At 69.2% G+C, this 24983-nt stretch carries 19 protein-coding genes; 13 read left to right on the top strand and 6 right to left on the bottom strand.

The features are described 5' to 3' along the window. Nucleotides 1-236 precede the first annotated feature (236 nt). Entirely contained in the window at nucleotides 237-1832 is a 1596-nt protein-coding gene (locus SSP24_RS34025) for a hypothetical protein (RefSeq protein WP_141313830.1), read from the bottom strand. Between the two features lie 227 nt (nucleotides 1833-2059). On the opposite strand from SSP24_RS34025, the gene SSP24_RS34020 reads away from it, so the two are divergent. Beyond that, a complete protein-coding gene (locus tag SSP24_RS34020) occupies nucleotides 2060-2980 on the top strand; it encodes a class I SAM-dependent methyltransferase (protein WP_141313829.1) in 921 nt (306 codons plus the stop codon). Here SSP24_RS34020 and SSP24_RS34015 read toward each other — a convergent pair. From SSP24_RS34015 to SSP24_RS34000, 4 genes are read right to left on the bottom strand one after another with little or no spacing between them, the layout of a single operon-like run. After that, nucleotides 2969-3751 (bottom strand): succinate dehydrogenase/fumarate reductase iron-sulfur subunit, encoded by a 783-nt coding sequence (locus SSP24_RS34015; protein ID WP_141313828.1) that lies wholly within the window; start codon nucleotides 3749-3751, stop codon nucleotides 2969-2971. The genes SSP24_RS34020 and SSP24_RS34015 overlap by 12 nt on opposite strands. Further along, nucleotides 3748-5688 (bottom strand): fumarate reductase/succinate dehydrogenase flavoprotein subunit, encoded by a 1941-nt coding sequence (locus SSP24_RS34010; protein WP_141313827.1) that lies wholly within the window; start codon nucleotides 5686-5688, stop codon nucleotides 3748-3750. The genes SSP24_RS34015 and SSP24_RS34010 overlap by 4 nt, the downstream gene beginning before the upstream one ends. Further along, entirely contained in the window at nucleotides 5688-6521 is an 834-nt protein-coding gene (gene sdhC / locus SSP24_RS34005; RefSeq protein WP_141313826.1) for a succinate dehydrogenase subunit SdhC, read from the bottom strand. The genes SSP24_RS34010 and sdhC overlap by 1 nt, the downstream gene beginning before the upstream one ends. A 35-nt stretch (nucleotides 6522-6556) precedes the next feature. Then, nucleotides 6557-6847: an Rv0250c family protein gene (locus SSP24_RS34000; RefSeq protein WP_141313825.1), complete on the bottom strand. Its 291-nt coding sequence runs from the start codon at nucleotides 6845-6847 to the stop codon at nucleotides 6557-6559. A 297-nt stretch (nucleotides 6848-7144) separates the two neighbouring features. Here SSP24_RS34000 and SSP24_RS33995 point away from each other — a divergent pair, with 297 nt between their 5' ends. The 7 genes from SSP24_RS33995 to SSP24_RS33965 all read left to right on the top strand — a co-directional run bounded on the left by SSP24_RS33995 (nucleotide 7145) and on the right by SSP24_RS33965 (nucleotide 18363). Continuing rightward, on the top strand, nucleotides 7145-9241 hold the full coding sequence (locus tag SSP24_RS33995) for an ABC transporter family substrate-binding protein (protein ID WP_141313824.1): 2097 nt from the start codon (nucleotides 7145-7147) through the stop codon (nucleotides 9239-9241). A 602-nt stretch (nucleotides 9242-9843) separates the two neighbouring features. Then, nucleotides 9844-11751: a translational GTPase TypA gene (gene typA, locus SSP24_RS33990; protein ID WP_141313823.1), complete on the top strand. Its 1908-nt coding sequence runs from the start codon at nucleotides 9844-9846 to the stop codon at nucleotides 11749-11751. 382 nt (nucleotides 11752-12133) lie between these two features. Next, the gene (locus tag SSP24_RS33985) at nucleotides 12134-13180 is read left to right on the top strand and encodes an ABC transporter permease (protein ID WP_167529783.1); all 1047 of its coding nucleotides are present in this window, start codon (nucleotides 12134-12136) and stop codon (nucleotides 13178-13180) included. 101 nt (nucleotides 13181-13281) lie between these two features. Beyond that, on the top strand, nucleotides 13282-15075 hold the full coding sequence (locus SSP24_RS33980; RefSeq protein WP_141313822.1) for an ABC transporter substrate-binding protein: 1794 nt from the start codon (nucleotides 13282-13284) through the stop codon (nucleotides 15073-15075). Nucleotides 15076-15174: 99 nt separating this feature from the next. Further along, on the top strand, nucleotides 15175-16152 hold the full coding sequence (locus SSP24_RS33975; protein WP_141313821.1) for an ABC transporter permease: 978 nt from the start codon (nucleotides 15175-15177) through the stop codon (nucleotides 16150-16152). Between the two features lie 16 nt (nucleotides 16153-16168). Next, on the top strand, nucleotides 16169-17230 hold the full coding sequence (locus SSP24_RS33970) for an ABC transporter ATP-binding protein (RefSeq protein ID WP_141313820.1): 1062 nt from the start codon (nucleotides 16169-16171) through the stop codon (nucleotides 17228-17230). A 14-nt stretch (nucleotides 17231-17244) separates the two neighbouring features. Beyond that, nucleotides 17245-18363 (top strand): ABC transporter ATP-binding protein, encoded by a 1119-nt coding sequence (locus SSP24_RS33965; protein WP_141313819.1) that lies wholly within the window; start codon nucleotides 17245-17247, stop codon nucleotides 18361-18363. Nucleotides 18364-18427: 64 nt separating this feature from the next. On the opposite strand, the gene SSP24_RS33960 is transcribed toward SSP24_RS33965, so the two are convergent. Then, nucleotides 18428-19177, bottom strand: coding sequence for a class I SAM-dependent methyltransferase (locus SSP24_RS33960; protein ID WP_141313818.1), 750 nt, complete (start codon nucleotides 19175-19177; stop codon nucleotides 18428-18430). A gap of 218 nt (nucleotides 19178-19395) precedes the next feature. Here SSP24_RS33960 and SSP24_RS33955 point away from each other — a divergent pair, with 218 nt between their 5' ends. The 5 genes from SSP24_RS33955 to SSP24_RS33935 are packed head-to-tail and all read left to right on the top strand — an operon-like array spanning nucleotide 19396 to nucleotide 24938. Beyond that, nucleotides 19396-21021, top strand: coding sequence for a peptide ABC transporter substrate-binding protein (locus SSP24_RS33955; RefSeq protein WP_141313817.1), 1626 nt, complete (start codon nucleotides 19396-19398; stop codon nucleotides 21019-21021). 9 nt (nucleotides 21022-21030) lie between these two features. Further along, complete coding sequence (locus tag SSP24_RS33950) at nucleotides 21031-21954, top strand: ABC transporter permease (protein WP_141313816.1); 924 nt, start codon at nucleotides 21031-21033, stop codon at nucleotides 21952-21954. Then, complete coding sequence (locus SSP24_RS33945; protein WP_141313815.1) at nucleotides 21947-22924, top strand: ABC transporter permease; 978 nt, start codon at nucleotides 21947-21949, stop codon at nucleotides 22922-22924. Before SSP24_RS33950 ends, SSP24_RS33945 begins: the two co-directional genes overlap by 8 nt. Nucleotides 22925-22933: 9 nt before the next feature. Beyond that, a complete protein-coding gene (locus tag SSP24_RS33940; RefSeq protein ID WP_141313814.1) occupies nucleotides 22934-23908 on the top strand; it encodes an ABC transporter ATP-binding protein in 975 nt (324 codons plus the stop codon). Further along, nucleotides 23901-24938, top strand: a complete 1038-nt coding sequence (locus SSP24_RS33935; protein WP_141313813.1) for an ABC transporter ATP-binding protein — start codon at nucleotides 23901-23903, stop codon at nucleotides 24936-24938. The genes SSP24_RS33940 and SSP24_RS33935 overlap by 8 nt, the downstream gene beginning before the upstream one ends. Nucleotides 24939-24983 lie beyond the last annotated feature (45 nt).

Genomic DNA, 24983 nt, shown 5'->3' with positions numbered 1-24983 from the left:
AAGCCCTGGAACTGCGAATGCACATCAGAACCCGCAGTACGGACATTCCCCGCGTCCGTCTTCAGCGCCGCGTAGTCCGTCTCCAACTGCGCCAGGTCACCGGTGAACTGTGGGATCTGTTCCGGCTTGATCACGCTCAACCGCCCCCGCTCGTCCGCGCGTCATCGGACCGACTCTCCATCAGGTCCGATCATCATATAAAGGGACGGGCTGTGTCTGACGGGGCGGGAAGTTTGTTACGAGAGTGGGAAGTTGCGGCGCGCACGGGTCCTGGGCCCGCCGAAGCTCGTGGGCGCGCCGGGAGTTGAGTCCTCGGTCAGCAGGATCCCCCCGAGGAGCGCCCCGCCGATGCCGGTGGAGTGCGGGGCCGTTCCAGCAACCGGCGTGCCGTGCATACGGACGTCCTGTTCGGCCAGATGCAGGGCCGTGCGGGCGAGGGTGTCCGCGGTGAGGGCCTCCTCGGGCAGGAGCCGTTGTGCCGCCGCGAGGCGTGTGCGGGCCTCGGCGCCCACCACCCCCCGATGCGTCGCCACGAAGTCGCCCGCCGCCGCCGTGGCACTCCGGGCGACCAGCTCACCGGCCACCGGCAGCACCCCGGCCCGCCCCGCCGCGACCGGCGTGACGGCCCGCACGACCCGGCGCAGGGTGTCGAGGGGGTCGTACGGCCCGGTGGTCAGCGTTTCGCGTACGGCGGTCAGGACCGCGTCGGCGTGCATGATGCGCGACTCCAGCTCGCCGAGGGGGATGTCGGCGGCAGGGGCACCTTCCGCCACCCGTTTCCGCGCCCCCGCGATCTCCGCCTCCGCGCCCGTGAGGGCCGCCGGAATCAGCGTCCCGGCCGTCGACACCTCTCCGGCGAGGCGGTCGACGGCGGTCACGAAGATCGCGGCCTGCGCGACCGCGCCCTCGGCCGCGCGCAGGTGGGCGGCGGCGCGGTCGGGCTCGCCCAGGTCGGCGGACTGCCGGGCCTGATTGAGATGGAGGGTGGTGAACACCAGGCGATCCTTGGCCTGTTCGAGGAATCCGACGACCGGGGCCGCCGCCGTGGACGCGTACCGCCTGCCGAGCTCCTCCAGGGTCGCCTCCGCGGTCGACGTACGGCCCGCCACCTCCCGGAACCTCGCCTCCGCGACCTCCAGCGCCGCCTCGATCCCCCGCTCCAGTCCCCGCACCGCGTCGAACCCCGCCGCCTCCGCGTCCAGCCGCCGCCCGGCCTCCGTGCACCGCCCGACGATCCCGGCGAGCGCCTGCCGCCGGGCCGATGCCTCGAACGGGACCCCGTCGTCGTACCGCTGCCGCATCGCGAACGCGGCCGACAGCTCCCACTCCGCCTCCCTTACCGCCCGCGCGAAGGGATCCATCGCCTCACGGCCCGACGCCGCCTCGGCGAAGGCGAGTTCCTCGCGGCTGGTGCGTACGCAGTCGTCGGCCTCGACCAGTAACGCCCGCGCCTGTTCGTCGAGTTCGGTCAGAGGGGAGGGGGCGGGGAGCGTGGCGGACGGGAGGCCGCCCGGTGTCGTACGGGTGCGGGTCCGTCGGGCCCGGCGGATGTAGGCGTACACGGCCAGCACCGCCGCCGTGCCCAGCGCGATGAGCGGTAGGACGAGGTCGGCGGTGGGCGTCTCCTCCACCGTCCCCTCCACCGTCCCCTCCACCTCCTCCTGCGCCACCGCACTCGGGACGCCCGGACGGTCACCGCTCCACGAGGCCGTCAGCTCGGGCCACAGCAGCCACAGCACCGCCACCACCCCGCCGATCAGCCCGTGCGCGACCCGCACGGATATGTGCGAGGTCCCACGCCGGGGTCGGCCGCGTAGCGAGGATGGCGTCACATTTCGGAGCGTATGAGCAGGAATGCGGCTCCGCGAGTGGTGCGCATCCCTTACGGGAACTTCGCGCCGCTCGCCGTCCCATATGGCGGTCCTGTCATGTAATCCGTTCGTCGGACAAATGTCGTATGTGCTTTCCCTGCGAGGGTTCCCCTGTTAGTTGTGGAGTGGCTGCCGGGCGTCCTGCGTTCCACGCCACTTCTGCCATCCCTGTGAGGGGTCACCGTTTCATGCGAGCACTACTCACCAGCAAGGTCGCTCGGCGTGCCCTGCGGCCCATCACGACACTGATCGACCAGCGCGTGGAGCGTGAGGTCAGACGGGTGCTCGGAAGCACCTCCTACGGCGCCGTGCACCAGGAGCTGAAGCAGGTGCGCAACCGCCAGCGGCCCCTGGAGCTGTTCTTCGACGGGACCGGACGCGGTGTGTCACGGTTGCCGTCGGCGTCTCACCTGAACGGGCTGATCGAGGAGTTGACCCGGTTCACCGGGGAGCGGGCGGACGCCGAGCGGGCCGTCGCGCAGGCGTTTCGGCTGGTCATCGCGATGGAGGCGCTGGGCGTCGGCCGTATGGCGGGCGGCACGATGAACATCTGCGGCAAGCTCTCCGCCGTACCGCTGCTCGATCCGCCGAACGACGACATCCTGGAGATCGGCACGCTGTACGGCATGTTCGGCGCGGCCCTGATCCGGATGATGGAGCGCGCGGGGCGGGATCCGAGGCTGACGATCGTCGATCCGCTGGCCGGTGAGCAGCTCCAGCCCGGTACCAGCATGGGCGCGGATGCGACGGGCACGCCGGTGCGCGAGGCCGCCGTGCGGAGCAATCTGGCGCTGGCGGGCGCGGCCGGTGGCGCGGCCCGGATCCAGCAGGGCTTCTCCGAGGACCCCGAGGTGCGCGCCGCCGTCTCCGACCGGGCCTACGGCGTGGTCGTCGTCGACGGCGACCATTCCGCCGAAGGGGTGGCCAAGGACCTGGAGTGGGCCGAGCGGATCGTCGCGCCCGGCGGGATCGTCGTGCTCGACGACTTCGGGCATCCGAAGTGGCCGGGCATCAAGGAGGCCTTCGACAAGCACATGACCTCCGACACCCGGTTCACCTTCCTCGGGCAGGCCGCGCACTCGGGATATCTGCGGGCCTCAGCCGCCTGACGACGCGGACCGGCGGCGGATCTTGTTGCCGAGCCAGACCAGCGGGTCGTACTTGCGGTCGACGGCCCGCTCCTTCAGCGGGATCAGGGCGTTGTCCGTGATCTTGATGCCCTCGGGGCAGACCTCCGTACAGCACTTGGTGATGTTGCAGTAGCCGAGGCCGTGTTCGTCCTGGGCGGCGCGTTTGCGGTCCAGGCCGGACTCGGCCGCCGCGTCCAGCGGGTGCATGTCCAGCTCCGCGACCCGCATCAGGAAGCGGGGGCCCGCGAAGGCCTGCTTGTTCTCCTCGTGGTCGCGGACCACATGGCAGGTGTCCTGGCACAGGAAGCACTCGATGCACTTGCGGAACTCCTGGGAGCGGTCCACGTCCTCCTGCATCATGCGGTACTCACCGGGCCCGAGGCCGGGCGGCGGGACGAAGGACGGGATCTCCCGCGCCTTGTCGTAGTTGAAGCCGACGTTCGTCACGAGATCTCGTACGACCGGGAAGGCGCGCAGTGGAGTGACGGTGATCGTCTCCTCGCGGTCGAACACCGACATCCGGGTCATGCACAGCAGCCGGGGCCGCCCGTTGATCTCGGCGGAGCACGAACCGCACTTGCCCGCCTTGCAGTTCCAGCGCACGGCCAGGTCGGGGGCCTGGGTGGCCTGGAGGCGGTGGATGATGTCCAGGACGACCTCGCCGTCGTTGACCTCGACCTTGAAGTCCTCCAGGCCGCCCCCGTCCGCGTCCCCCCGCCACACCTTGAAGCGGGCCTCGTAGCTGCTCATTCGTACAGCTCCTCTTCGGCGAGGTACTTGACCAGCTCCTCCTTGTCGAACAGGGCGAGCAGGTCGGGGCGGATGGGCTCGGTGGTCTCGCGGGTGAGGGCGATCTGGCCCCGGAGCGGGTCCGTGGCCGTCAGGCCGCCCGTGGGGTCGGTGAGGCCGCAGAGCAGATTGATACGGCGCCACCTGCGGTCCATCGACGGGTGGTCCTCGCGGGTGTGGCCGCCGCGCGACTCGGTGCGCTCCAGCGCGGCCCGCGCCACGCACTCGCTGACCAGCAGCATGTTGCGCAGGTCCAGGGCGAGGTGCCAGCCGGGGTTGAACTGGCGGTGGCCCTCGACGCCCGCGCGCCGGGCCCGTACTCGCAGCTCGGCCAGCTTCTCCAGGGCCTGCTTCATCTCCGGCTCGCGGCGGATGATGCCGACCAGGTCGTTCATGGTCTGCTGGAGTTCCTGGTGGAGGGTGTACGGGTTCTCCGGCGGCCCGCCGGCGGGCTCCTCGATCTCCGCCTCGACGGAGAAGGGGCGCAGCGCCTCCGCCGCCGCCGAGGACACCTGGCCGTCGTGCACCCGGGGGCGGTCCGCCGTCACCCCGGCCGCGTACTCGGCGGCGTGCAGTCCCGCCCGGCGCCCGAACACCAGCAGGTCGGAGAGCGAGTTCCCGCCGAGCCGGTTGGAGCCGTGCATGCCGCCCGCCACCTCACCGGCCGCGTACAGCCCCGGCACTCCGCGCGCCGCCGCCGAGTCGGACTCGACGGCGATGCCGCCCATCACGTAGTGGCAGGTGGGCCCGACCTCCATCGCCTCGGCCGTGATGTCGACGTCGGCCAGCTCCTTGAACTGGTGGTACATCGACGGCAGCCGGCGCTTGATCACCTCGGCGGGCATCCGCGTCGACACGTCCAGGAAGACACCGCCGTGCGGGGAGCCCCGGCCCTCCTTGACCTCGGCGTTGATGGCCCGGGCGACCTCGTCGCGGGGGAGCAGCTCGGGGGGACGCCGGTTGTTGTCCGGGTCGTCGTACCAGCGGTCGGCCTCGTCCTCCGTCTCGGCGTACTTCTCCTTGAAGACGTCCGGGATGTAGTCGAACATGAACCGCTTGCCGTCGGAGTTGCGCAGCACGCCGCCGTCGCCGCGGACGGACTCCGTGACGAGGATGCCCTTCACCGAGGGCGGCCAGACCATCCCCGTCGGGTGGAACTGCACGAACTCCATGTTCAGCAGGGGCGCGCCCGCCAGCAGCGCCAGCGCGTGGCCGTCGCCGGTGTACTCCCACGAGTTCGACGTGACCTTGAACGACTTGCCGATGCCGCCGGTCGCGATCACCACGGCCGGGGCTTCCAGCACGAAGAAACGGCCCGATTCGCGCTCGTAGGCGAAGACACCGCTCACCCGGGAGCCGTCCTTGAGGACGCGGGTGACCGTGCACTCCTGGAACACCTTCAGCCGGGACTCGTAGTCGCCGGTCTCCTTGAAGTCCTCCTGCTGGAGCGCGACGATCTTCTGCTGGAGGGTGCGGATCAGCTCAAGGCCGGTGCGGTCGCCGACGTGGGCGAGGCGCGGGTACTCGTGGCCGCCGAAGTTGCGCTGCGAGATCCGGCCGTCCTTCGTACGGTCGAACAGGGCGCCCCAGGTCTCCAGCTCCCACACCCGGTCCGGGGCCTCCTGGGCGTGCAGCTCGGCCATCCGCCACTGGTTGAGGAACTTGCCGCCGCGCAGCGTGTCGCGGAAGTGCACCTGCCAGTTGTCGTGCGGGTTGGCGTTGGCCATCGCGGCGGCGATACCGCCCTCCGCCATCACCGTGTGCGCCTTGCCGAACAGCGACTTGCAGATCACGGCCGTACGGGCCCCGCGCTCGCGTGCCTCGATGGCGGCCCGCAGTCCGGCGCCGCCCGCGCCGACCACGACGACGTCCCACTCCTGTCGCTCCACCACGGACATCAGAAAAACCTCGGATCGTCGAAGACACCGGACGCGACGAGATAGACGTAGAAGTCGGCGAGCGCCACGCTCACCAACGACGTCCAGGCGAGCATCATGTGACGGGCGTTCAGCTTCCCCACCCACTGCCACATCCGGTAGCGCACCGGGTGCTTGGAGAAGTGCTTGAGCTTGCCGCCGACGATGTGCCGGCAGGAGTGGCAGGAGATCGTGTACGCCCAGATCAGCACGATGTTGACGAGGAACACCAGGGTGCCGAGGCCCATGTGGCCCCACTCGTAGTTCTCGTCGCGGAAGGCGAGCACGGTGTCGTACGTCAGGATTCCGGCGACGAGGATCGCGGCGTAGAAGAAGTACCGGTGGATGTTCTGCAGCACCAGCGGGAAGCGGGTCTCACCGGAGTACTTCTTGTGCGGCTCGGCCACCGCGCAGGCCGGCGGGGACGCCCAGAAGCCCCGGTAGTAGGCCTTGCGGTAGTAGTAGCAGGTCAGGCGGAAGCCGAGCGGGAAGATCAGGATGATGATCGCGGGGGAGATGCCCCACCAGCTGCCGAAGATCTCCCAGTTGGGGCCCGCCTTCATTGGCTCGCAGTTCTCCGCCAGGCACGGGGAATAGAACGGCGAGACGTACGGGGCCGCGTAGTAGTCGGCGTTCGCGAAGGCCCGCCAGGTCGAGTACACGATGAAGGCGAGCAGCCCCGCGGCGGTGGTGGCCGGCGCCAGCCACCAGCGGTCGGTCCGCAGATGCGGGGCGGCGATCGCGGCGCGGTTGACCGACCGGACGCCGCCGGGGGGATGGGGATCTGTGGTTGTGGGTTCCGTACCAGTGGCCAAGGTGTGACTCCGGTCGGTTGCGGACTCGGGTCGGTTCAGGGAGCGCGTCGGTCGCGGGCGCCGAGTCCCTCGTCGTCCGTGTCGACCCACAGGCTGTTGTCGTACGGGGTGTCGGGGATGGTGACGAGCTCCGGGCGCCGCTGCGCGGCCGGTGTGCTGGCCGCGTCGCGGAGCAGTGCGACGCTCTCGCGCAGGTGTTCGCAGTCGGTGCGGACGCGCCTTATGTCGAGCCCGCCGGTGCCGAGCTGCTGCTCCAGGCGGCCCAGCGACCGGGACAGGTCGTCCAGGCAGCGCTGCATCGATGTCATTTCGTCGTGCACGGACATGACGTGACCTCACTTCCGTCGGCCCGGTGGCCGTGGGTGGCAACGGTCATGCGCCTGCGAGTGTTGCGCGTCACACCTGTCGCTGGGAAGGGATGTGCACCGATTGGCCGAGGCGTGCAGGTGCATTCCGTGGTGCGTTGCGCCGCACGGGTGGGCTTCCCGGCGGTGGCCGCCGTGTCGCCCGGTGTTGCCGAACCCTTTCCTCTTCAGTGGCCGCATAAAGCCGAAAACATCTGATCAGCTCCATATACCGCCAAAAGTGATCGTAACCCCCGCGGCTCCCGGAGGTAAGCAGAGATGTCACACGACGGCGTCGGCCTGCGCGCGGTGATGCGCTCCATCGCCTTCCTCACCGCGGGCGTGCTCGTGGTGCCCGCCCTGGCCGGGTGTGGCTCGGACGACGAGGCCGGCAAGCCGCTGGCCGGACAGGACATCGCGCCGGCCGCCCGGGCGCAGGTCGCCGACGGGGGCACTCTGCGCTGGGCCGTGGACTCCGTACCGGAGACGCTCAACGCCTTCCAGGCCGATGCCGACGCGACCACCACGAAGATCGCTCAGGCCGTGCTGCCGTCGATGTACCGGATGAACGACAGCGGGCGGCCGGAGATCAACCCCGACTACCTGGAGTCGGCCGAGGTCGTCGACACCGAGCCGCGGCAGGTGGTCCTGTACAAGCTCAACCAGCAGGCCGTCTGGAGCGACGGCCGGGAGATCGGCGCGGCCGACTTCGCCGCCCAGTGGCGGGCCCTGTCCGGGAAGGACAGCGCCTACTGGACCGCGCGCAACGCCGGGTACGACCGCATCGAGCGGATCGAGCGGGGCAAGAGCAACCTGGAGGTCAAGGTCACCTTCAGCAGGCCCTACGCCGACTGGAAGTCGCTGTTCACGCCGCTGTACCCGAAGGAGGTCATGGGCACGCCCGACGCCTTCAACGACGGGGCGCGCACCAAGCTCAAGGTCACCGCCGGGCCGTTCACCGTGCAGCAGGTCGACAAGAAGAAGGACGAGGTCACCCTCGTCCGCAGTACGCGCTGGTGGGGCGAGCCGGCCAAGCTCTCCAAGATCGTGCTGGTGGCCGTACCGCGCGAGAAGCGGGCCGAGGCGCTGGCCGCCGGGACCGTGGACCTGGCCGACATCGACGCCGCCACCGCCCAGCGCATCGACCTCGCCTCGCGCCCGAAGGGGACCGCTACGCCGCTCCAGGGCTCGAAGGCGGCGGGCACCGCGGACGCGGGTCCGCTGGCCCGCTACGAGGTCCGCAAGTCACTGGAACCGGCCTTCACCCAACTCGCCCTCAACGGCGCCGACGGTCCGCTCGCCGACGAACGGGTCCGCCGGGCCGTGGCCCGCGCCCTCGACCGCGAGGAACTGGCCGAGGTCGTCCTGAAGCCGCTGGGGCTGCCCGCGGTGCCGGTCGGCAGCCACCTCGCGCTGTCCGGGCAGGCCGCGTACACCGACAACAGCGGGGCGCTCGGGGGCCAGGACACCAAGGAGGCGCAGGCGCTGCTCGCGGACGCGGGGTGGGTGCGGGGTGGGCCGCTGAAGGAGCCGAAGAAGAAGGAGGAGCAGAAGGCGGCGGGGTCGGAGGGGGAGTCGGCATCGGCGTCGGCGTCGCCATCGCCCGGGAAGTCGGCGGGGGAGGACGACGGGACGTACATCGTGGGGGAGGACGGGAAGGCGGGGGAGGACCCCGAGGGGCGTGATCGTGACCCCCAGGGGGAACCGCCGCACCTCGCGCAGGACGGCAAGCAGCACGTCCGGCAGGGGGGTGGGGCGCAGGGGGCGTACGCCCCCAAGGGCACCGCTGCGCCGGGGGCCGCGGCCGGGCCGCTCGCCAAGGACGGCAAGCCGCTCACGCTGCGTTTCGTACTGCCGTCGGGGCCGGGGTCCGACACGCTGCGCAGGGTCGCGGACCGGATCTCGCGCATGCTGCAGCGGGTGGGGATCCTCACGGAGACGACGAGGGTCTCCGACGCGAGCTACTTCAAGGATCACATCGCGAACGGTGAGTACGATCTCGCGCTGTACTCCTGGCCCGCGTCGGCGTTCCCCGCGACCGACGCCCGGCCGATCTACGCCAAGCCGGTACCGGCCGCCGACGGCTCCCTGACCATCGAGCAGAACTACACGCGGGTCGGCACGGACCAGGTCGACCAGCTCTTCGACCAGGCCATCGCCACGCTGGACGAGGAGGAGGCCCGCGACCTCGTCCGCAAGGCCGACTCCCGCATCTGGGCCGCCGCCGGCTCGGTCCCCCTCTACCAGCGCCCCCAACTCACCGCCGCCCGCAAAAACCTCGCCAACACCGGCTCCTTCGGCTTCGAGACACCGGTGTACGAGGACATGGGCTTCCTGAAGAAGACCAGGAAGGCAACACAGGCGGCTCGGAGCTGAGCTGGGGCTTCGGGCGCGGCGGACGCCGCGGCATGGGCTGGCGCGCCGCACGCCGACGCCGCGGAGGATCGGGCACAGACGCGCCCCTGTCTTCGTCGCCGCGCTGTCGCAGCTGCGCCCAGCCTCCGCCGCCCCAGCGGCCCCAGCTGCCCAATCGACCCCACCGCCCCAGCCGTGCTGCCGACACCGTCGCGCCGCCCCAGTTATGCGCTGCCGTCGTAGCCGCCCCAGCTGCGGGCAGTCGTGCCGCTGGGGCGGCACGGGTGGCCGCAGCGGCACCCTGCAGTGCCGGGCTGCGCGACCGATCCCCGGCACTGACGCCGGGTATCTGTGAACGCCGGGCTGTGGGGCCGACCCCGCACGGCACCGACGCCGGGTGCCTGTCAACGCCGGGCGCCCAACCGCCAACGCCCCGCACCCGCAAACGCCGATCTGCCCAGCCCCCCAATAACGCCCCCCACCTGCACCAACGCATCCCCGCAAGCCCCACCCACCGCAGCCCCGTACCATGGGGTGAGGCCGTGGCGTGTCAAGCCCGGCAGGGCGCGCGTAACACAGTCCTACGCGTAGCCGTCCTCACCATCCCGGGAGTACGCCGCAATATGGCCACGCGCCACGACATCCGTAACGTCGCCATCGTCGCCCACGTCGACCACGGCAAGACGACCATCGTCGACGCCATGCTCAAGCAGGCCGGTGCCTTCGCCGCGCACCAGCTGGAGTCGGTCGACGACCGCGTCATGGACTCCAACGACCTGGAGCGTGAGAAGGGCATCACGATCCTCGCCAAGAACACTGCGGTGAAGTACCACCCGAAGGACGGCGGGGACCCGATCACCATCAACATCATCGACACCCCCGGCCACGCCGACTTCGGCGGCGAGGTCGAGCGCGGTCTGTCCATGGTCGACGGTGTCGTGCTGCTCGTCGACGCCTCCGAGGGGCCGCTCCCGCAGACCCGGTTCGTGCTGCGCAAGGCGCTCCAGGCCCGGCTCCCCGTCATCCTGTGCATCAACAAGACGGACCGCCCGGACGCCCGTATCGACGAGGTCGTCAACGAGACCTACGACCTCTTCCTCGACCTGGACGCCGACGAGGACCAGATCGAGTTCCCGATCGTCTACGCGTGCGGGCGGGACGGGATCGCCTCCCTCACCAAGCCCGAGGACGGGACCGTCCCGACCGACTCCACCAGCCTGGAGCCGTTCTTCTCGACGATCCTGGAGCACATCCCGGCCCCGACCTACGACGAGGGCGCCCCGCTCCAGGCGCACGTCACCAACCTCGACGCCGACAACTTCCTCGGCCGTATCGCGCTGCTCCGCGTCCAGCAGGGCGAGCTGCGCAAGGGCCAGACGGTCGCCTGGATGAAGCGCGACGGCAGCGTCAGTAGCGTCCGCATCTCCGAGCTGCTGATGACCGAGGCCCTCACCCGCGGCCCCGCCGAGAAGGCCGGCCCCGGTGACATCTGCGCCGTCGCCGGTATTCCGGACATCATGATCGGCGAGACCCTCGCCGACACCGAGAACCCGGTCGCGCTGCCGCTCATCACGGTCGACGAGCCCGCCATCTCGATGGTCATCGGCACCAACACCTCCCCGCTGGTCGGCCGCGGCGCCACCGGCAAGGGCGCCGACAACAAGGCGGCCGTGAAGGACCGCAAGGTGACCGCCCGTCAGGTCAAGGACCGCCTGGACCGCGAGCTCATCGGCAACGTCTCCCTCCGCGTGCTGGACACCGAGCGCCCGGACGCCTGGGAGGTGCAGGGCCGCGGCGAGCTGGCGCTGGCCATCCTCGTCGAGACCATGCGCCGCGAGGGCTACGAGCTGACCGTCGGCAAGCCCCAGGTGGTCACCAAGGACGTCGACGGCAAGGTCCACGAGCCGGTCGAGCGCATGACCATCGACGTGCCCGAGGAGCACATGGGCGCGGTCACCCAGCTCATGGGTGTGCGCAAGGGCCGTATGGACAACATGTCCAACCACGGGTCGGGTTGGGTGCGGATGGAGTTCGTCGTGCCGTCGCGCGGTCTCATCGGGTTCCGGACGGAGTTCCTGACCCAGACCCGCGGCACCGGCATCGGGCACTCCATCCACGAGGGCTTCGAGCCGTGGTTCGGCCCCCTGCAGACCCGTAACAACGGCTCGCTCGTCGCGGACCGCTCCGGTGCCGTCACCGCCTTCGCGATGACGAACCTCCAGGAGCGCGGCGTGCTCTTCGTGGAGCCGGGCACCGAGGTGTACGAGGGCATGATCGTCGGCGAGAACTCCCGCTCCGACGACATGGACGTCAACATCACCAAGGAGAAGAAGCTCACCAACATGCGCTCCTCCACGGCCGATGTGACCGAGTCCATCGTGCCGCCGCGCAAGCTGTCGCTGGAGCAGTCCCTGGAGTTCTGCCGCGACGACGAGTGCGTGGAGGTCACCCCGGAGGCGGTGCGCATCCGCAAGGTGAACCTGGACGCCCGCGAGCGGGCCCGCGCCGCGAGCCGCGCCAAGCACGGCTGACGGCCTCTCAAGGGCCCTGTGACAGGACCCGGCCCCCTCCCGCGACGGAGGGGCGCCGGGTCCTCGGGCTGCGTCCGTTCAGGCGCTTGTCGGCAGGCCGTGAAGCCCTGTTCGCATATCGGTGCTCCGGCGATCAAGTTTCGGACATGTAAACAAAAATCCCTCCCGCTATGTCCGATTCGCCGATTTCACGTCTCACCTGTCAAGCGCGCGCAGGTGTCAATCTTTGCAATTTTTGCTCAAAAAATGGACGGTAGGGAGATCCCTGTGCCTTCCGCCCTTGACGCGCGTTGATGCCCTTGGCGAAAGTTCCCCCAAACCACAGAACCTGCCGGTATCTGTGCTGCGCTCAGCTCTCCAACCCCCCGGGGGAAGAACACACATGACCAGTCCAACCAAGGCCGAGGGCTCGGGGTCCACGGTCGCCTTGGACCCAGAGCTCGAGGTGACCTCCGAGGTCACCAAGGGAACGAAGAAGCTTGAGGGTCGTTCCCCCGGGCAGTTGATGTGGCAGCGCTTCAAGCGCGACCGTACCGGGATGTTCTGTGCCGGCGTAGTGATTTTCTACTTCGTCGTCGCGCTGTGCGCCCCGCTGCTCACCTCGATCAGCGGCACCAACCCGTACACCCTGTACGGCCAGGACCCCACGTACGCGGACCGGCCCGTGCTGGACGACTTCGGGCTGCCGCTCGGCTACTTCGGCGGCGTCTCCGCGGACCACTGGTTCGGTGTGGAGCCGCAGTACGGTCGTGATCTGTTCGCCATGCTGGTGTACGGCATGCGCACCTCGCTGTTCATGGCGCTGGGCGTGACCACGCTGCTGATGCTGACCGGCATCATCATCGGCATGGTCGGCGGCTACTTCGGCGGCCGTACCGACTACTGGCTGGGCCGGGTCACCGACTTCTTCCTCTCGTTCCCGCAGCAGCTGTTCTTCATCGCCTTCATGCCCGTCGTGACCGCGTTCTTCGTGGACCCGCGGGAGGAGACCCCCACGTACTTCCGCGCGTTGGCGATCCTGATCGTGCTGTGGCTGCTGGGCTGGATGGGCATGGCGCGTATCGTCCGCTCCACCGTGCTGTCGCTGCGCGAGCGGGAGTTCGTCGAGGCCGCCAAGGTGGCCGGCGCATCTCCGGGGCGGATCGTGCGCAAGGAGATCCTGCCGAACATCGTCTCGCCGATCCTGATCCAGTTCACGTACCAGCTGCCCAGCACCATCCTCTCCATCGCGTTCCTCTCCTTCGCCGGTGTCGGCTTCGTCGAACCGACACCGGACTGGGGACGACTGTTCGCCGCCGGCGCCAAGTACGCCGAGCAGAACCCGGCGTTCATGTTCTTCCCCGGAGTCGCGCTGGTGATCTTCATCCTGTGCTTCAACCTCCTCGGCGACTCCGTACGGGATGCCTTCGACCCCAAGTCCGGGCGGTAATCGTCCATTGGTGGGGGGTGACTGCCGCCCCCGCGACGGCCTACCAGCCGCGTCAGGCAGTACTCATGGATAACAACCGACAGGTAGGTGCATACACCGCTATGAAGTCGTTCACCTCGCGCAGAGCGCGCGCCATAGTCGTCGCCCTCGCGGCCGGCTCCCTCGCGCTCACCGGATGCTCCGAGAACACGGGCACAAGCTCCAACAAGGACTCCAAGAAGGACCAGGAGGAGGCCAAGACCCAGTCGAAGGCGGTCACCTACGCCGATGCCGCGGCCTCGACCGGCCCGGCCGAGGAGGTCCCCGGCGCCAAGAGCGGCGGCACGATCACCGTCTACCAGGAGTCGGGCCTGTCCCACCTGGACCCGGGCCAGATCTACGTCTCGGACGCCGGCCAGGTCGCCAACCTGCTCTTCCGCGGGCTGACGAACTTCGAGGAGGACGGCAAGGGCGGCGTCTCCGTCGTGGGTGACCTCGCCACCGACTCCGGCAAGTCCTCCGACGGAGGCAAGACCTGGACGTTCACGCTCAAGGACGGCATCAAGGACCAGAACGGCAAGGAGATCACCTCCGCCGACGTCCGCCACTCCGTCGAGCGCCTGTACGCCAAGTTCATCTTCGACGGCCCGACGTACCTCCAGACCTGGCTGAGCGGCCCGGACTACCGCAAGGCGCTCCCGGACGGCGGCTACGGCGACAAGCACCTGCCGGACTCGGTCCTGGAGACCCCGGACGACAAGACGGTCATCTTCCACTTCGACACGGCGCGTCCGGACCTGCCGCAGACGCTGGCCATGCCGGGCTACTCCATCGTTCCGGAGGAGACCGACACGAAGGAGAAGTACGACAAGGCTCCGGTCGCCACCGGCCCGTACAAGATCGCCGAGTACAAGATCGGCAAGACCCTCAAGCTGGTCAAGAACGACCAGTGGGACCCGAAGACCGACTCCGTCCGGCACCAGTACGTCGACGGTTTCGACATGCAGTTCGGCATCACCGAGTCGACCCAGACCAAGCGTCTGATCGCCGACCAGGGCGACTCCAAGAACGCCATCCAGCTCACGGGCAGCGTCGAGTCCACCCAGGTCCAGGACGTCGTCGGGGACGCCGCCGTCAACAAGCGCACGATCAAGGGCTACCAGCCCTACGTCCAGGTGCTGAACTTCAACCTGGACCGGGTCAAGAACAAGGCCGTCCGCGACGCCATCACCTACGCGGTGAACTCCAAGTCGCTGATCGCCGGTGAGGGTGGCGCCTACGGTGGCGACGTGGCCCCGAACCTGTTCGCCCCGACCCTGCCGGGCTACGAGGCCAGCTACGACCCGTACGGCCGTCTGAAGACGCCGCAGGGCAACATCGCGGAGGCCGAGAAGCTCCTGAAGGACGTCCCGGCCGCCGAGAAGAAGCTCGTCTTCGCCTACTCGAACAGCGAGCAGGGCCAGAAGCGCAAGGTCGCCGTCGAGGACGCGCTGACCAAGGTCGGCTTCGACATCGTCTCCAAGGAGGTCGACGCCGCGAGCTACTACGAGAACATCGGCAAGGTCGACAACCCGTACGACATCTACATCTCGGGCTGGGGCCAGGACTGGCCGTCCCCGGCCACGGTCGTCACGCCGGTGTACGACGGTGACCAGATCGCCGAGGGCTCGCCGAACTACTCGCACATCAACGACCCGAAGGTCCAGGAGCTGATCAAGAAGGCCCTGACCCAGGAGCCGACCGAGGCGGCGAAGACCTGGATCGAGGCGCACCACTACATCCTGGAGAAGGTCAACCCGGCCGCTCCGCTGTGGTACACCAAGCAGCTCCAGCTCTACGGCTCGAACATCGGCGGTGCCCGCTACAGCACCGAGTCCAGCTACATCGACGTCACCCGACTGTTCCTGAAGTCGTAACTCTCTACGGCTGATCGCGGGGGTGTGCACCAGGCGGAGCGCACCCCCGCGGTTCCGCGCAAACCTCCCACCGTCTCCGCAGAGAGCAGCCTTCCCGCCATGCTTCAGTTCATCATCCGGCGCACTGTCGGTGCCATCGTCACCCTGTTTCTCATCGGCGCCGCAACCTTCTTCCTGTTTGTCGCGGCGCCATCCGACTACGCCTCTCTGGCCTGTGGCAGGGACTGCTCGCCCGCGAGACTGGAGGACATCCGTGAGGCGCTCGGCCTCAACCTGCCGATCGCCCAGCAGTTCTGGGACTTCATGTCCGGCATCGTGACCGGCCGCGACTTCCCGGACGGCCACTGCGCCGCCCCGTGCCTCGGCCAGTCGTTCTACTCGGGCGACATGGTCTTCGACACGATCATGGACCGCTTCCCGCTGACTCTCTCGCTGACCGCCGGCGCCATGATCGTCTTCCTGACCGTCGGCATCGGCGCGGGAATGATCTCCGCCTACCGGCGCGGCTCCGCGATCGACAAGGCCGCCACCGGTGCGTCCATGGTGCTCAGCTCGATGCAGATCTACTTCCTCGGCCCGATCGTGCTGCTGATCTTCGTCTACAGCACCGGCTGGGTGGAGGACCCCAAGTACGTGCCGTTCACGGAGGATCCGTTCGGCTGGCTCGCCGGCCTGTGGATCCCCATGGCCGTGATGGCCACCATCTTCACCGCCCAGTACACGCGTATGGCGCGCGCCTCCCTCATCGAGCAACTCGCCGAGGAGCATGTCCGCACGGCCCGCGCCAAGGGCATGCCGAAGAAGTACGTCTTCTTCCGCTACGCCTGGCGCGGTTCGCTCATCCCCATCGTCACCGTTCTCGGCATCGACCTCAGCGCCCTGCTCGGCGGCGGTGTGGTCACCGAGATCACGTTCTCGCTCCAGGGCATCGGCCGCCTTGCGGTACAGGGGGCGACCACCAAGGACCTCCCGTTGACGATGGGCGTCATGCTGTTCGGCGCCTTCTTCATCCTGCTCCTGAACATCCTCGTCGACATCGTGTACGCCTGGATCGACCCCCGCGTCCGGCTCTCCTAAGGAAGAACGAACCACCGTGACCACACTGACCAAGACCGAGGACGCCCCGGCCCCGACCGGGCCCGAGAGCTTCCTCTCGGTCCGTGACCTGCGGGTGCAGTTCTCCACCGAGGACGGCATCGTCAAGGCCGTCGACGGCCTCTCCTTCGACGTCGAACGCGGTAAGACCCTGGGCATCGTCGGCGAGTCCGGCTCCGGCAAGTCCGTCACCAACCTGACGATCCTGGGCCTGCACAACCCGCGGTCCACCACCATCGACGGCGAGATCGTCCTCGACGGCAAGGAACTCGTCACCGCCACCGAGAAGGAGCTGGAGAAGCTCCGCGGCAACAAGATGGCGATGATCTTCCAGGACCCGCTGACCGCCCTCTCCCCGTACTACACGGTGGGCCGCCAGCTGTCCGAGCCGTACATGAAGCACACCGGCGCCTCCAAGAAGGAGGCCAAGGACCGCGCGATCCAGATGCTGGAGAAGGTCGGCATCCCGCAGCCCAAGGTGCGCTTCGACGACTACCCGCACCAGTTCTCCGGCGGTATGCGCCAGCGCGCGATGATCGCCATGGCCCTGATGTGCGACCCCGACCTGCTGATCGCCGACGAGCCGACCACCGCGCTCGACGTGACCGTGCAGGCGCAGATCCTGGACCTGCTCAAGGACCTCCAGCAGGAGTTCGGCTCCGCGATCATCTTCATCACCCACGACCTCGGTGTCATCTCCAACATGGCCGACGACCTGCTGGTGATGTACGCCGGCCGGGCCGTGGAGCGCGGCAGCGTCAAGGAGGTGCTGCGCACCCCGAAGCACCCGTACACCTGGGGCCTGCTCAGCTCCATGCCGCGTCTGGACGGCGACATCCACGCGGAGCTGACGCCGATCCCGGGCACCCCGCCCTCCCTGCTCAACCCGCCGTCGGGCTGCCCCTTCCACCCGCGGTGCGCCTTCACGGACAAGGTGTCGGGCAGCCTCTGCACCAACGTACGGCCACCGCTGGGCGAGGGCCGTGCCTCCGCGTGCCACCTCACGGCCGAGCAGAAGCAGACCATCTTCATCGACGAGATCCAGCCCCGGCTGCGCTAGGGAGAACCGAGATCATGAGCGACAACCTCACCCTCCCCGCACAGCAGGCCGCCACCGGAACCGGGTCCGAGACCCTCCTGGAGGTCAAGGGCCTGACGAAACACTTCCCGATCTACGGCGGTTTCCCGATCAAACGCAAGGTCGGCGCCGTGCAGGCGGTCGACGGGGTCGACCTGACCGTCGGCGTCGGCGAGAGCGTCGGCCTGGTCGGCGAGTCCGGCTGCGGCAAGTCGACCACCGGCCGCCTCGTCACCCGGCTGCTGGAGCCCACGAGCGGGCAGATCACGTACGCCGGGCGGGACATCACGCACGCCTCGCGCCGCCAGCTGGCGCCGGTGCGGTCCGAGATCCAGATGATCTTCCAGGACCCGTACTCCTCGCTGAACCCGCGGCAAACCGTCGGCACCATCATCAAGTCGCCGATGGAGGTCAACGGGATCAACCCCGAGGGCGGCCGGGAGAAGAAGGTCCGTGAGCTGCTGGAGCTGGTCGGCCTCAACCCGGAGCACTACAACCGCTTCCCGCACGAGTTCTCCGGCGGCCAGCGCCAGCGCATCGGCGTGGCGCGGGCCCTCGCGCTGAACCCGAAGCTGATCGTCGCCGACGAGCCGGTCTCCGCGCTCGACGTGTCGATCCAGGCGCAGGTGGTCAACCTGCTGCAGAAGGTGCAGGACGAGCTGGGCATCGCCTTCCTGTTCATCGCCCACGACCTGGCCGTCGTACGGCACTTCTCGCAGCGCGTCGCGGTGATGTACCTCGGCAAGGTGGTCGAGGTCGGCGACCGGGACTCGATCTACAACCGGCCCCGGCACCCCTACACCCACGCCCTGCTGTCGGCCGTGCCCGAGGTGGCCATGGACGACGAGACCGAGGAGCGCGAGCGGATCCGCCTCTCCGGCGACGTCCCCTCGCCGATCCACCCCCCGTCCGGCTGCCGCTTCCGCACCCGCTGCTGGAAGGCGCAGGACAAGTGCGCCACCGAGGAGCCGCCGCTGGTGCAGATCTCCGGCAACCGCGACGGCCACCTGACGGCCTGCCACTTCCCGGAGGAGCCGACCACGGAGGCCCGCGACGAGGACGTCGTCCTGGACCCGGCGCTGAAGGCGCTGGAGAAGGCCCAGGACAAGCACTGAGCCCGCCCTTGAGGCCCCCGGGACGCGTGTCTTGCGGTTCCCGGGGGCTGCGGGCTGTCCGGGCTTACGGGCCCTGGGCCGAACGCCGTACGACGCTGATGATCTCCGGGCTCGCGCCCGTGAACGGCCCCCGCCCCCAGTCCCCGTACCGCTGCCCCACGACGAGACCCGCCCCGGCGAGGAACCCGTCCAGCGCGTCCACGTCGAGGAACCTGATCGTGCTGTGGCTGACCTGCGGCACGTCCCAGCGCGGACCGTCGAATGTCTCGGTGAACGCCACCCGCTCGCCCCGGACCGGCGTCAGCGCCTCGTGCCACACCCGCACCACGTCCCCGTCCGGCCCGCGCACCTCGTGGATCCGCTCCGGGGTCCACGACTCCCAGGCGCGGGCGCCCGGATTGCGGGTGTCGAACACGAACTCCCCGTCCGGCCGCAGGCACTCGCGCACCGCGGCGAGCGAAAGCCGCAGGTCCTCGTCGCCGAGCAGCTCCTGAAAGGCGTGCCCGGTCATCACGACCAGGTCGAACTCCTCCCGCCACGCCGTGCAGCGCAGGTCCCCGAGCACCCACTCCACCTCGCGGGTCCCGCGCCGGCCCTGCACGAGCATGGCCGCGGCCGGGTCGAGCCCGGTCAGCCGCCCCGAGTGCCCGGCCTGCCGGGCCCGCCGCAGCAGCCGCCCGGTACCGCAGCCCACGTCGAGCACGGAGTCGGCGGACATCACCAGGTCGAGGTAGAAGTCGTCACCCGGCCCCCATGGATTGAGGGCTTCATACAGCTCGGCGAGTAAGGCGTCACCGAAGGAACGATCAACCATCCGGGCAGTGTGCCTGCTGTACGGCCGATCAGTACAGGAATCCGGGATTTACGTCGGGGAACGGATGCCGCCTGCGGCCGGTAGCCCGAAGAGCCGCCACCAGGTGCGTTACGCACCGTATGCGCGGATATTGGCTGATAGCGGGTCAGGACAGTGGCCGACAGTCGACAGGGTCAGCGCCCCGGCGCCGGCGGCAGCGCATCCCGAGGAGGCACCCCATGCGTGGAACACGGCACGCCCGATGGGCCGCGTGTGCGGCGGCGCTCGCCCTCCTGGGCACCGGCTGCGGCGGAGGCGGCGGCACCGGTGATACCGGCGCGGTGCTCAGCTCCTCCTGGGGCGACCCGCAGAACCCGCTGGAGCCGGCCAACACCAACGAGGTGCAGGGCGGCAAGGTCCTCGACATGATCTTCCGCGGTCTGAAGAAGTACGACCCTGAGACCGGCAAGGCCGAGGACATGCTCGCCGAGAGCATCGAGACGACCGACTCGCGGAACTTCACCATCACCGTCAAGGACGGCTGGACCTTCAGCAACGGCGAGAAGGTCACCGCCCGCTCCTTCGTCGACGCCTGGAACTACGGCGCGAGCCTGCGGAACAACCAGCGCAACGCCTACTTCTTCGGCTACATCGACGGCTACGACAAGGTGCACCCCGAGGGCGGCGGCGCACAGAGCGCCGAGACCCTGTCCGGCCTGAAGGTCACCGGCGAGCGCACCTTCACCGTGAAGCTGAGCCAGAAGTTCTCCAGCTTCCCCGACACCCTCGGCTACGCCGCCTTCGCCCCGCTGCCCCGGGCCTTCTTCGACGACCACGACGCCTGGCTGGCCAGGCCCGTCGGCAACGGCCCGTACGCCGTCGACTCGTACGTCAAGGGCTCCCAGATGTCGCTGCGCGCCTGGGACGGCTACCCCGGCCCCGACAAGGCGCAGAACGGCGGCGTGGACCTGAAGGTCTACACCGACAACAACACCGCCTACACCGACCTCATGGCCGGCAACCTCGACCTCGTGGACGACGTCCCCGCCGCCCAGCTGAAGAACGTCAAGCAGGACCTCGGCGACCGCTACCTCAACACCCCGGCCGGCATCCTCCAGACCCTCGCCTTCCCCTACTACGACAAGAACTGGAACAAGCCCGGCATGGACAAGGTCCGCAAGGGCCTGTCCCGGGCGATCGACCGCGAGCAGATCACAGAGACCATCTTCCACCGGACCCGCACCCCGGCCACCGACTGGACCTCACCGGTCCTCGGCGAGGACGGCGGCTACAAGGCGGGGCTGTGCGGTGAGTGGTGCGAGTACGACGCCGCCGAGGCCAGGAAGCTCATCGAGGAGGGCGGCGGGCTGCCCGGCGGCCAGGTGAGGATCACGTTCAACGCCGACACCGGCTCGCACAAGCAGTGGGTGGACGCCGTCTGCAACTCCATCAACAACGCCCTCGACAACGACCGCGCCTGCGTCAGCAACCCCGTCGGCACCTTCGCCGACTTCCGCGGCCAGATCACCGACCGCGAGATGACCGGCCCGTTCCGCGCCGGCTGGCAGATGGACTACCCGCTGATCCAGAACTTCCTCCAGCCGCTCTACTACACCAACGCCTCCTCCAACGACGGCAAGTGGAGCAACAAGGAGTTCGACGACCTGGTCGACCGGGCCAACGCCGAGACCGACACCGCCAAGGCCGTGGCGACCTTCCAGCAGGCCGAGGAGGTCGTCCGGGACAACATGGCCGCCATCCCGCTCTGGTACCAGAACGGCAGCGCCGGCTACTCGGAGCGGCTGTCCGACGTCCGGCTCAACCCGTTCAGCGTCCCCGTCTACAACGAGATCAAGGTCAGCTGAGGCGGCGCCATGGGACGGTACGTCGTCCGGCGGCTGCTGCAGATGATCCCGGTCTTCGTCGGGGCCACCCTGTTGATCTTCCTCATGGTCAATGTGATGGGCGACCCCATCGCCGGCCTGTGCGGTGAGCGGGAGTGCGACCCGGCGACGGCCGCCCAGCTCAGGAAGGAGTTCGGCCTCGACAAGCCGGTCTGGGAGCAATACCTGACCTACATGGGCAACGTCTTCACCGGCGACTTCGGCACCGCCTTCAACGGCCAGCCGGTCACCGAGCTGATGGGCAGCGCCTTCCCCGTCACCATCCGGCTGACCGTCGTCGCGATCGTCTTCGAGATCGTCATCGGCATCACCCTTGGCGTGCTCACCGGACTGCGCCGCGGCCGCCCCGTCGACACCACCGTCCTGCTGGTCACGCTGGTGGTCATCTCCGTCCCCACCTTCGTCACCGGCCTGCTCCTGCAACTCCTGCTCGGCGTCGAGTGGGGCTGGGTCCGGCCGTCGGTGTCCTCCGAGGCCCGCTTCGACGAGCTGATCCTGCCGGGCCTGGTCCTGGCCTCCGTCTCCCTGGCCTACGTCACCCGCCTGACCCGTACCTCCATCGCGGAGAACCGCCGCTCCGACTACGTCCGCACAGCCGTCGCCAAGGGCCTGCCCAGGCGCCGGGTCATCACCCGCCACCTGATGCGCAACTCCCTCATCCCCGTGGTCACCTTCATCGGCACCGACATCGGCGCCCTGATGGGCGGCGCCATCGTCACCGAGCGCATCTTCAACATCCACGGCGTCGGCTACCAGCTCTACCAGGGCATCCTCCGCCAGAACACCCAGACCGTCGTCGGCTTCGTGACCGTGCTCGTCCTGGTCTTCCTGCTCGCCAACCTCCTCGTCGACCTGCTGTACGCCGTACTCGACCCGAGGATCCGCTATGTCTGACCCCAGGGAACCCGCGCGCGCCATCGCCGGCACGGGCATGGGCGGTGCGATGGACCTCGCCGCGAGCGAGGCGGAGACGCTGGAGCGCGCGCCGGGCGGCCCGGACGGCGGCGCCCCGACCGGAAAGCCCCGCTCCCTGTGGTCCGACGCCTGGCACGACCTGCGCCGCAACCCGGTCTTCCTGGTCTCCGCCCTGGTGATCCTCTTCCTGATCTTCATCTCCCTGTGGCCGTCGGCGATCGCCTCCGGCAGCCCGCTGCGCTGCGACCTCGCCAAGGCCCAGGAGGGCTCCCAGCCAGGTGCACCCTTCGGGTACGACGGCCAGGGCTGCGACGTCTACACGCGCACGGTCTACGGCGCCCGTACGTCCGTCGCGGTCGGCGTCTGCGCCACGCTCGGCGTCGCCGTGCTCGGCAGCGTGCTCGGGGGGCTCGCCGGGTTCTTCGGCGGCGTATGGGACTCGATCCTGTCCCGGATCACCGACATCTTCTTCGCGATCCCGGTCGTCCTCGGCGGCCTGGTCCTGCTGTCGGTGGTGACCAGCAGCACCATCTGGCCGGTCATCGGGTTCATGGTGCTGCTCGGCTGGCCGCAGATCTCCCGGATCGCCCGCGGCGCGGTCATCACCGCCAAGCAGAACGACTACGTCCAGGCGGCCCGCGCCCTCGGCGCCTCCAACTCCCGTCTGCTGCTGCGGCACATCGCGCCCAACGCCGTCGCGCCGGTGATCGTCGTGGCCACCATCGCGCTCGGCACGTACATCGCGCTGGAGGCCACCCTGTCGTACCTCGGCGTCGGTCTGAAGCCGCCCAGCGTCTCCTGGGGCATCGACATCTCCGCCGCCTCGCCCTACATCCGCAACGCCCCGCACGCCCTGCTCTGGCCCTCCGGGGCGCTCGCGGTCACCGTGCTGGCGTTCATCATGCTCGGCGACGCGGTGCGCGACGCCCTCGACCCCCGGCTGAGGTGAGGTGCCGTCATGCTGCTCGACGTCCGTGACCTGCACGTGGAGTTCCGCACCCGGGACGGGATCGCCAAGGCCGTCAACGGCGTCACCTACAGCGTGGACGCGGGCGAGACGCTCGCCGTGCTCGGCGAGTCCGGTTCCGGCAAGTCCGTCACCGCGCAGGCCGTGATGGGCATCCTCGACATGCCGCCGGGGCGGATCACCGGCGGCGAGGTCCTCTTCCAGGGCAGGGACCTGCTCAAGCTGAAGGAGGAGGAGCGACGGAAGGTCCGGGGCGCCGAGATGGCGATGATCTTCCAGGACGCGTTGTCCGCGCTGAACCCCGTGCTGACCGTGGGCGACCAGCTCGGCGAGATGTTCGTCGTCCACCGGGGGATGTCGAAGAAGGACGCCCGGGCCAGGGCCGTCGAGCTGATGGACCGGGTGCGCATCCCGGGCGCCAAGGAGCGGGTGAGGCAGTACCCGCACCAGTTCTCCGGCGGGATGCGCCAGCGCATCATGATCGCGATGGCGCTCGCCCTGGAACCCGCCCTGATCATCGCCGACGAACCCACCACCGCCCTCGACGTCACCGTCCAGGCCCAGGTCATGGAGCTGCTCGCGGAGCTGCGGCGCGAGCTGAACATGGGGCTGATCCTGATCACCCACGACCTCGGCGTGGTCGCCGACGTCGCCGACCGGATCGCCGTGATGTACGCGGGCCGGATCGTGGAGTCGTCGCCGGTGCACGACATCTACAAGGCGCCCGCCCACCCGTACACGCGGGGCCTGCTGGACTCCATCCCGCGGCTGGACCAGAAGGGCCAGGAGCTCTACGCCATCAAGGGCCTGCCGCCGAGCCTGCTGAACATCCCGCCGGGCTGCGCCTTCCACCCGCGCTGCCCGATGGCCCGGGACGTGTGCCGGACGGACGTACCCCCGCTGTACGAGGTGTCCGAGGAGCGGGGGAGTGCCTGCCACTTCTGGAGGGAGTGCCTCCATGGCTGAGCCGATCCTCGAAGTGCGCGGACTCGTCAAGCACTACCCGCTCACCACGGGCGTCCTCTTCAAGAAGCAGGTCGGCTCGGTGAAGGCCGTCGACGGCGTCGACTTCACGCTGCACCGCGGCGAGACCCTCGGCATCGTCGGGGAGTCCGGCTGCGGCAAGTCGACGGTCGCCAGGATGCTGGTGAACCTGGAGAAGCCGACGGCCGGGGTGATCCGGTACAAGGGCGAGGACATCACCCAGCTGACCGGCAAGGCGCTGAAGGCCGTACGGCGCAACATCCAGATGGTGTTCCAGGACCCGTACACCTCCCTCAACCCCCGGATGACGGTGGGCGACATCATCGGGGAGCCGTACGAGATCCACCCCGAGGTGGCGCCGAAGGGCGACCGGGGTCGCAGGGTCCAGGAGCTGCTGGAGGTCGTCGGCCTCAACCCCGAGTACATCAACCGCTACCCGCACCAGTTCTCCGGCGGGCAGCGCCAACGCATCGGCATCGCACGGGGGTTGGCGCTGCGCCCGGAGATCATCGTCGCCGACGAACCGGTCTCCGCGCTGGACGTGTCCGTCCAGGCCCAGGTCATCAACCTGATGGAGCGGCTGCAGAACGAGTTCGACCTGTCGTACATCTTCATCGCGCACGACCTGTCCATCGTCCGGCACATCTCCGACCGGGTCGGGGTGATGTACCTCGGGCGGATCATGGAGATCGGCACGGACGAGGAGATCTACGACCACCCCACGCACCCCTACACCCAGGCCCTGCTCTCCGCCGTCCCCGTGCCCGACCCGGAGGCCCGTGAGCACCGCGAGCGGATCATCCTCGCCGGTGACGTGCCCTCCCCGACGAACATCCCGTCCGGCTGCCGCTTCCGCACCCGCTGCTTCAAGGCCCGGGAACGCTGTGCCCTGGAGGTCCCGGCGCTGGCGGTCCCCGCGGAGTTCCGGCTGACCACGGGGCCTGCGGCGCACGACTCGGCCTGCCTCTTCGCGGAGGAGAAGCAGGTCGTGCCGCCCGAGGAGACGCGGTGAGGAGACGCGGTAACACACAGGCAACTCCGCCGACCCGGTTCCGAT

The organism is Streptomyces spinoverrucosus, from assembly GCF_006539505.1.
In the GTDB taxonomy this organism is placed as follows: Bacteria; Actinomycetota; Actinomycetes; order Streptomycetales; family Streptomycetaceae; genus Streptomyces; species Streptomyces spinoverrucosus.
The sequence above is the reverse complement of the archived record's forward strand: the minus strand, read 5'-3'. Positions and strand labels throughout refer to the sequence as shown.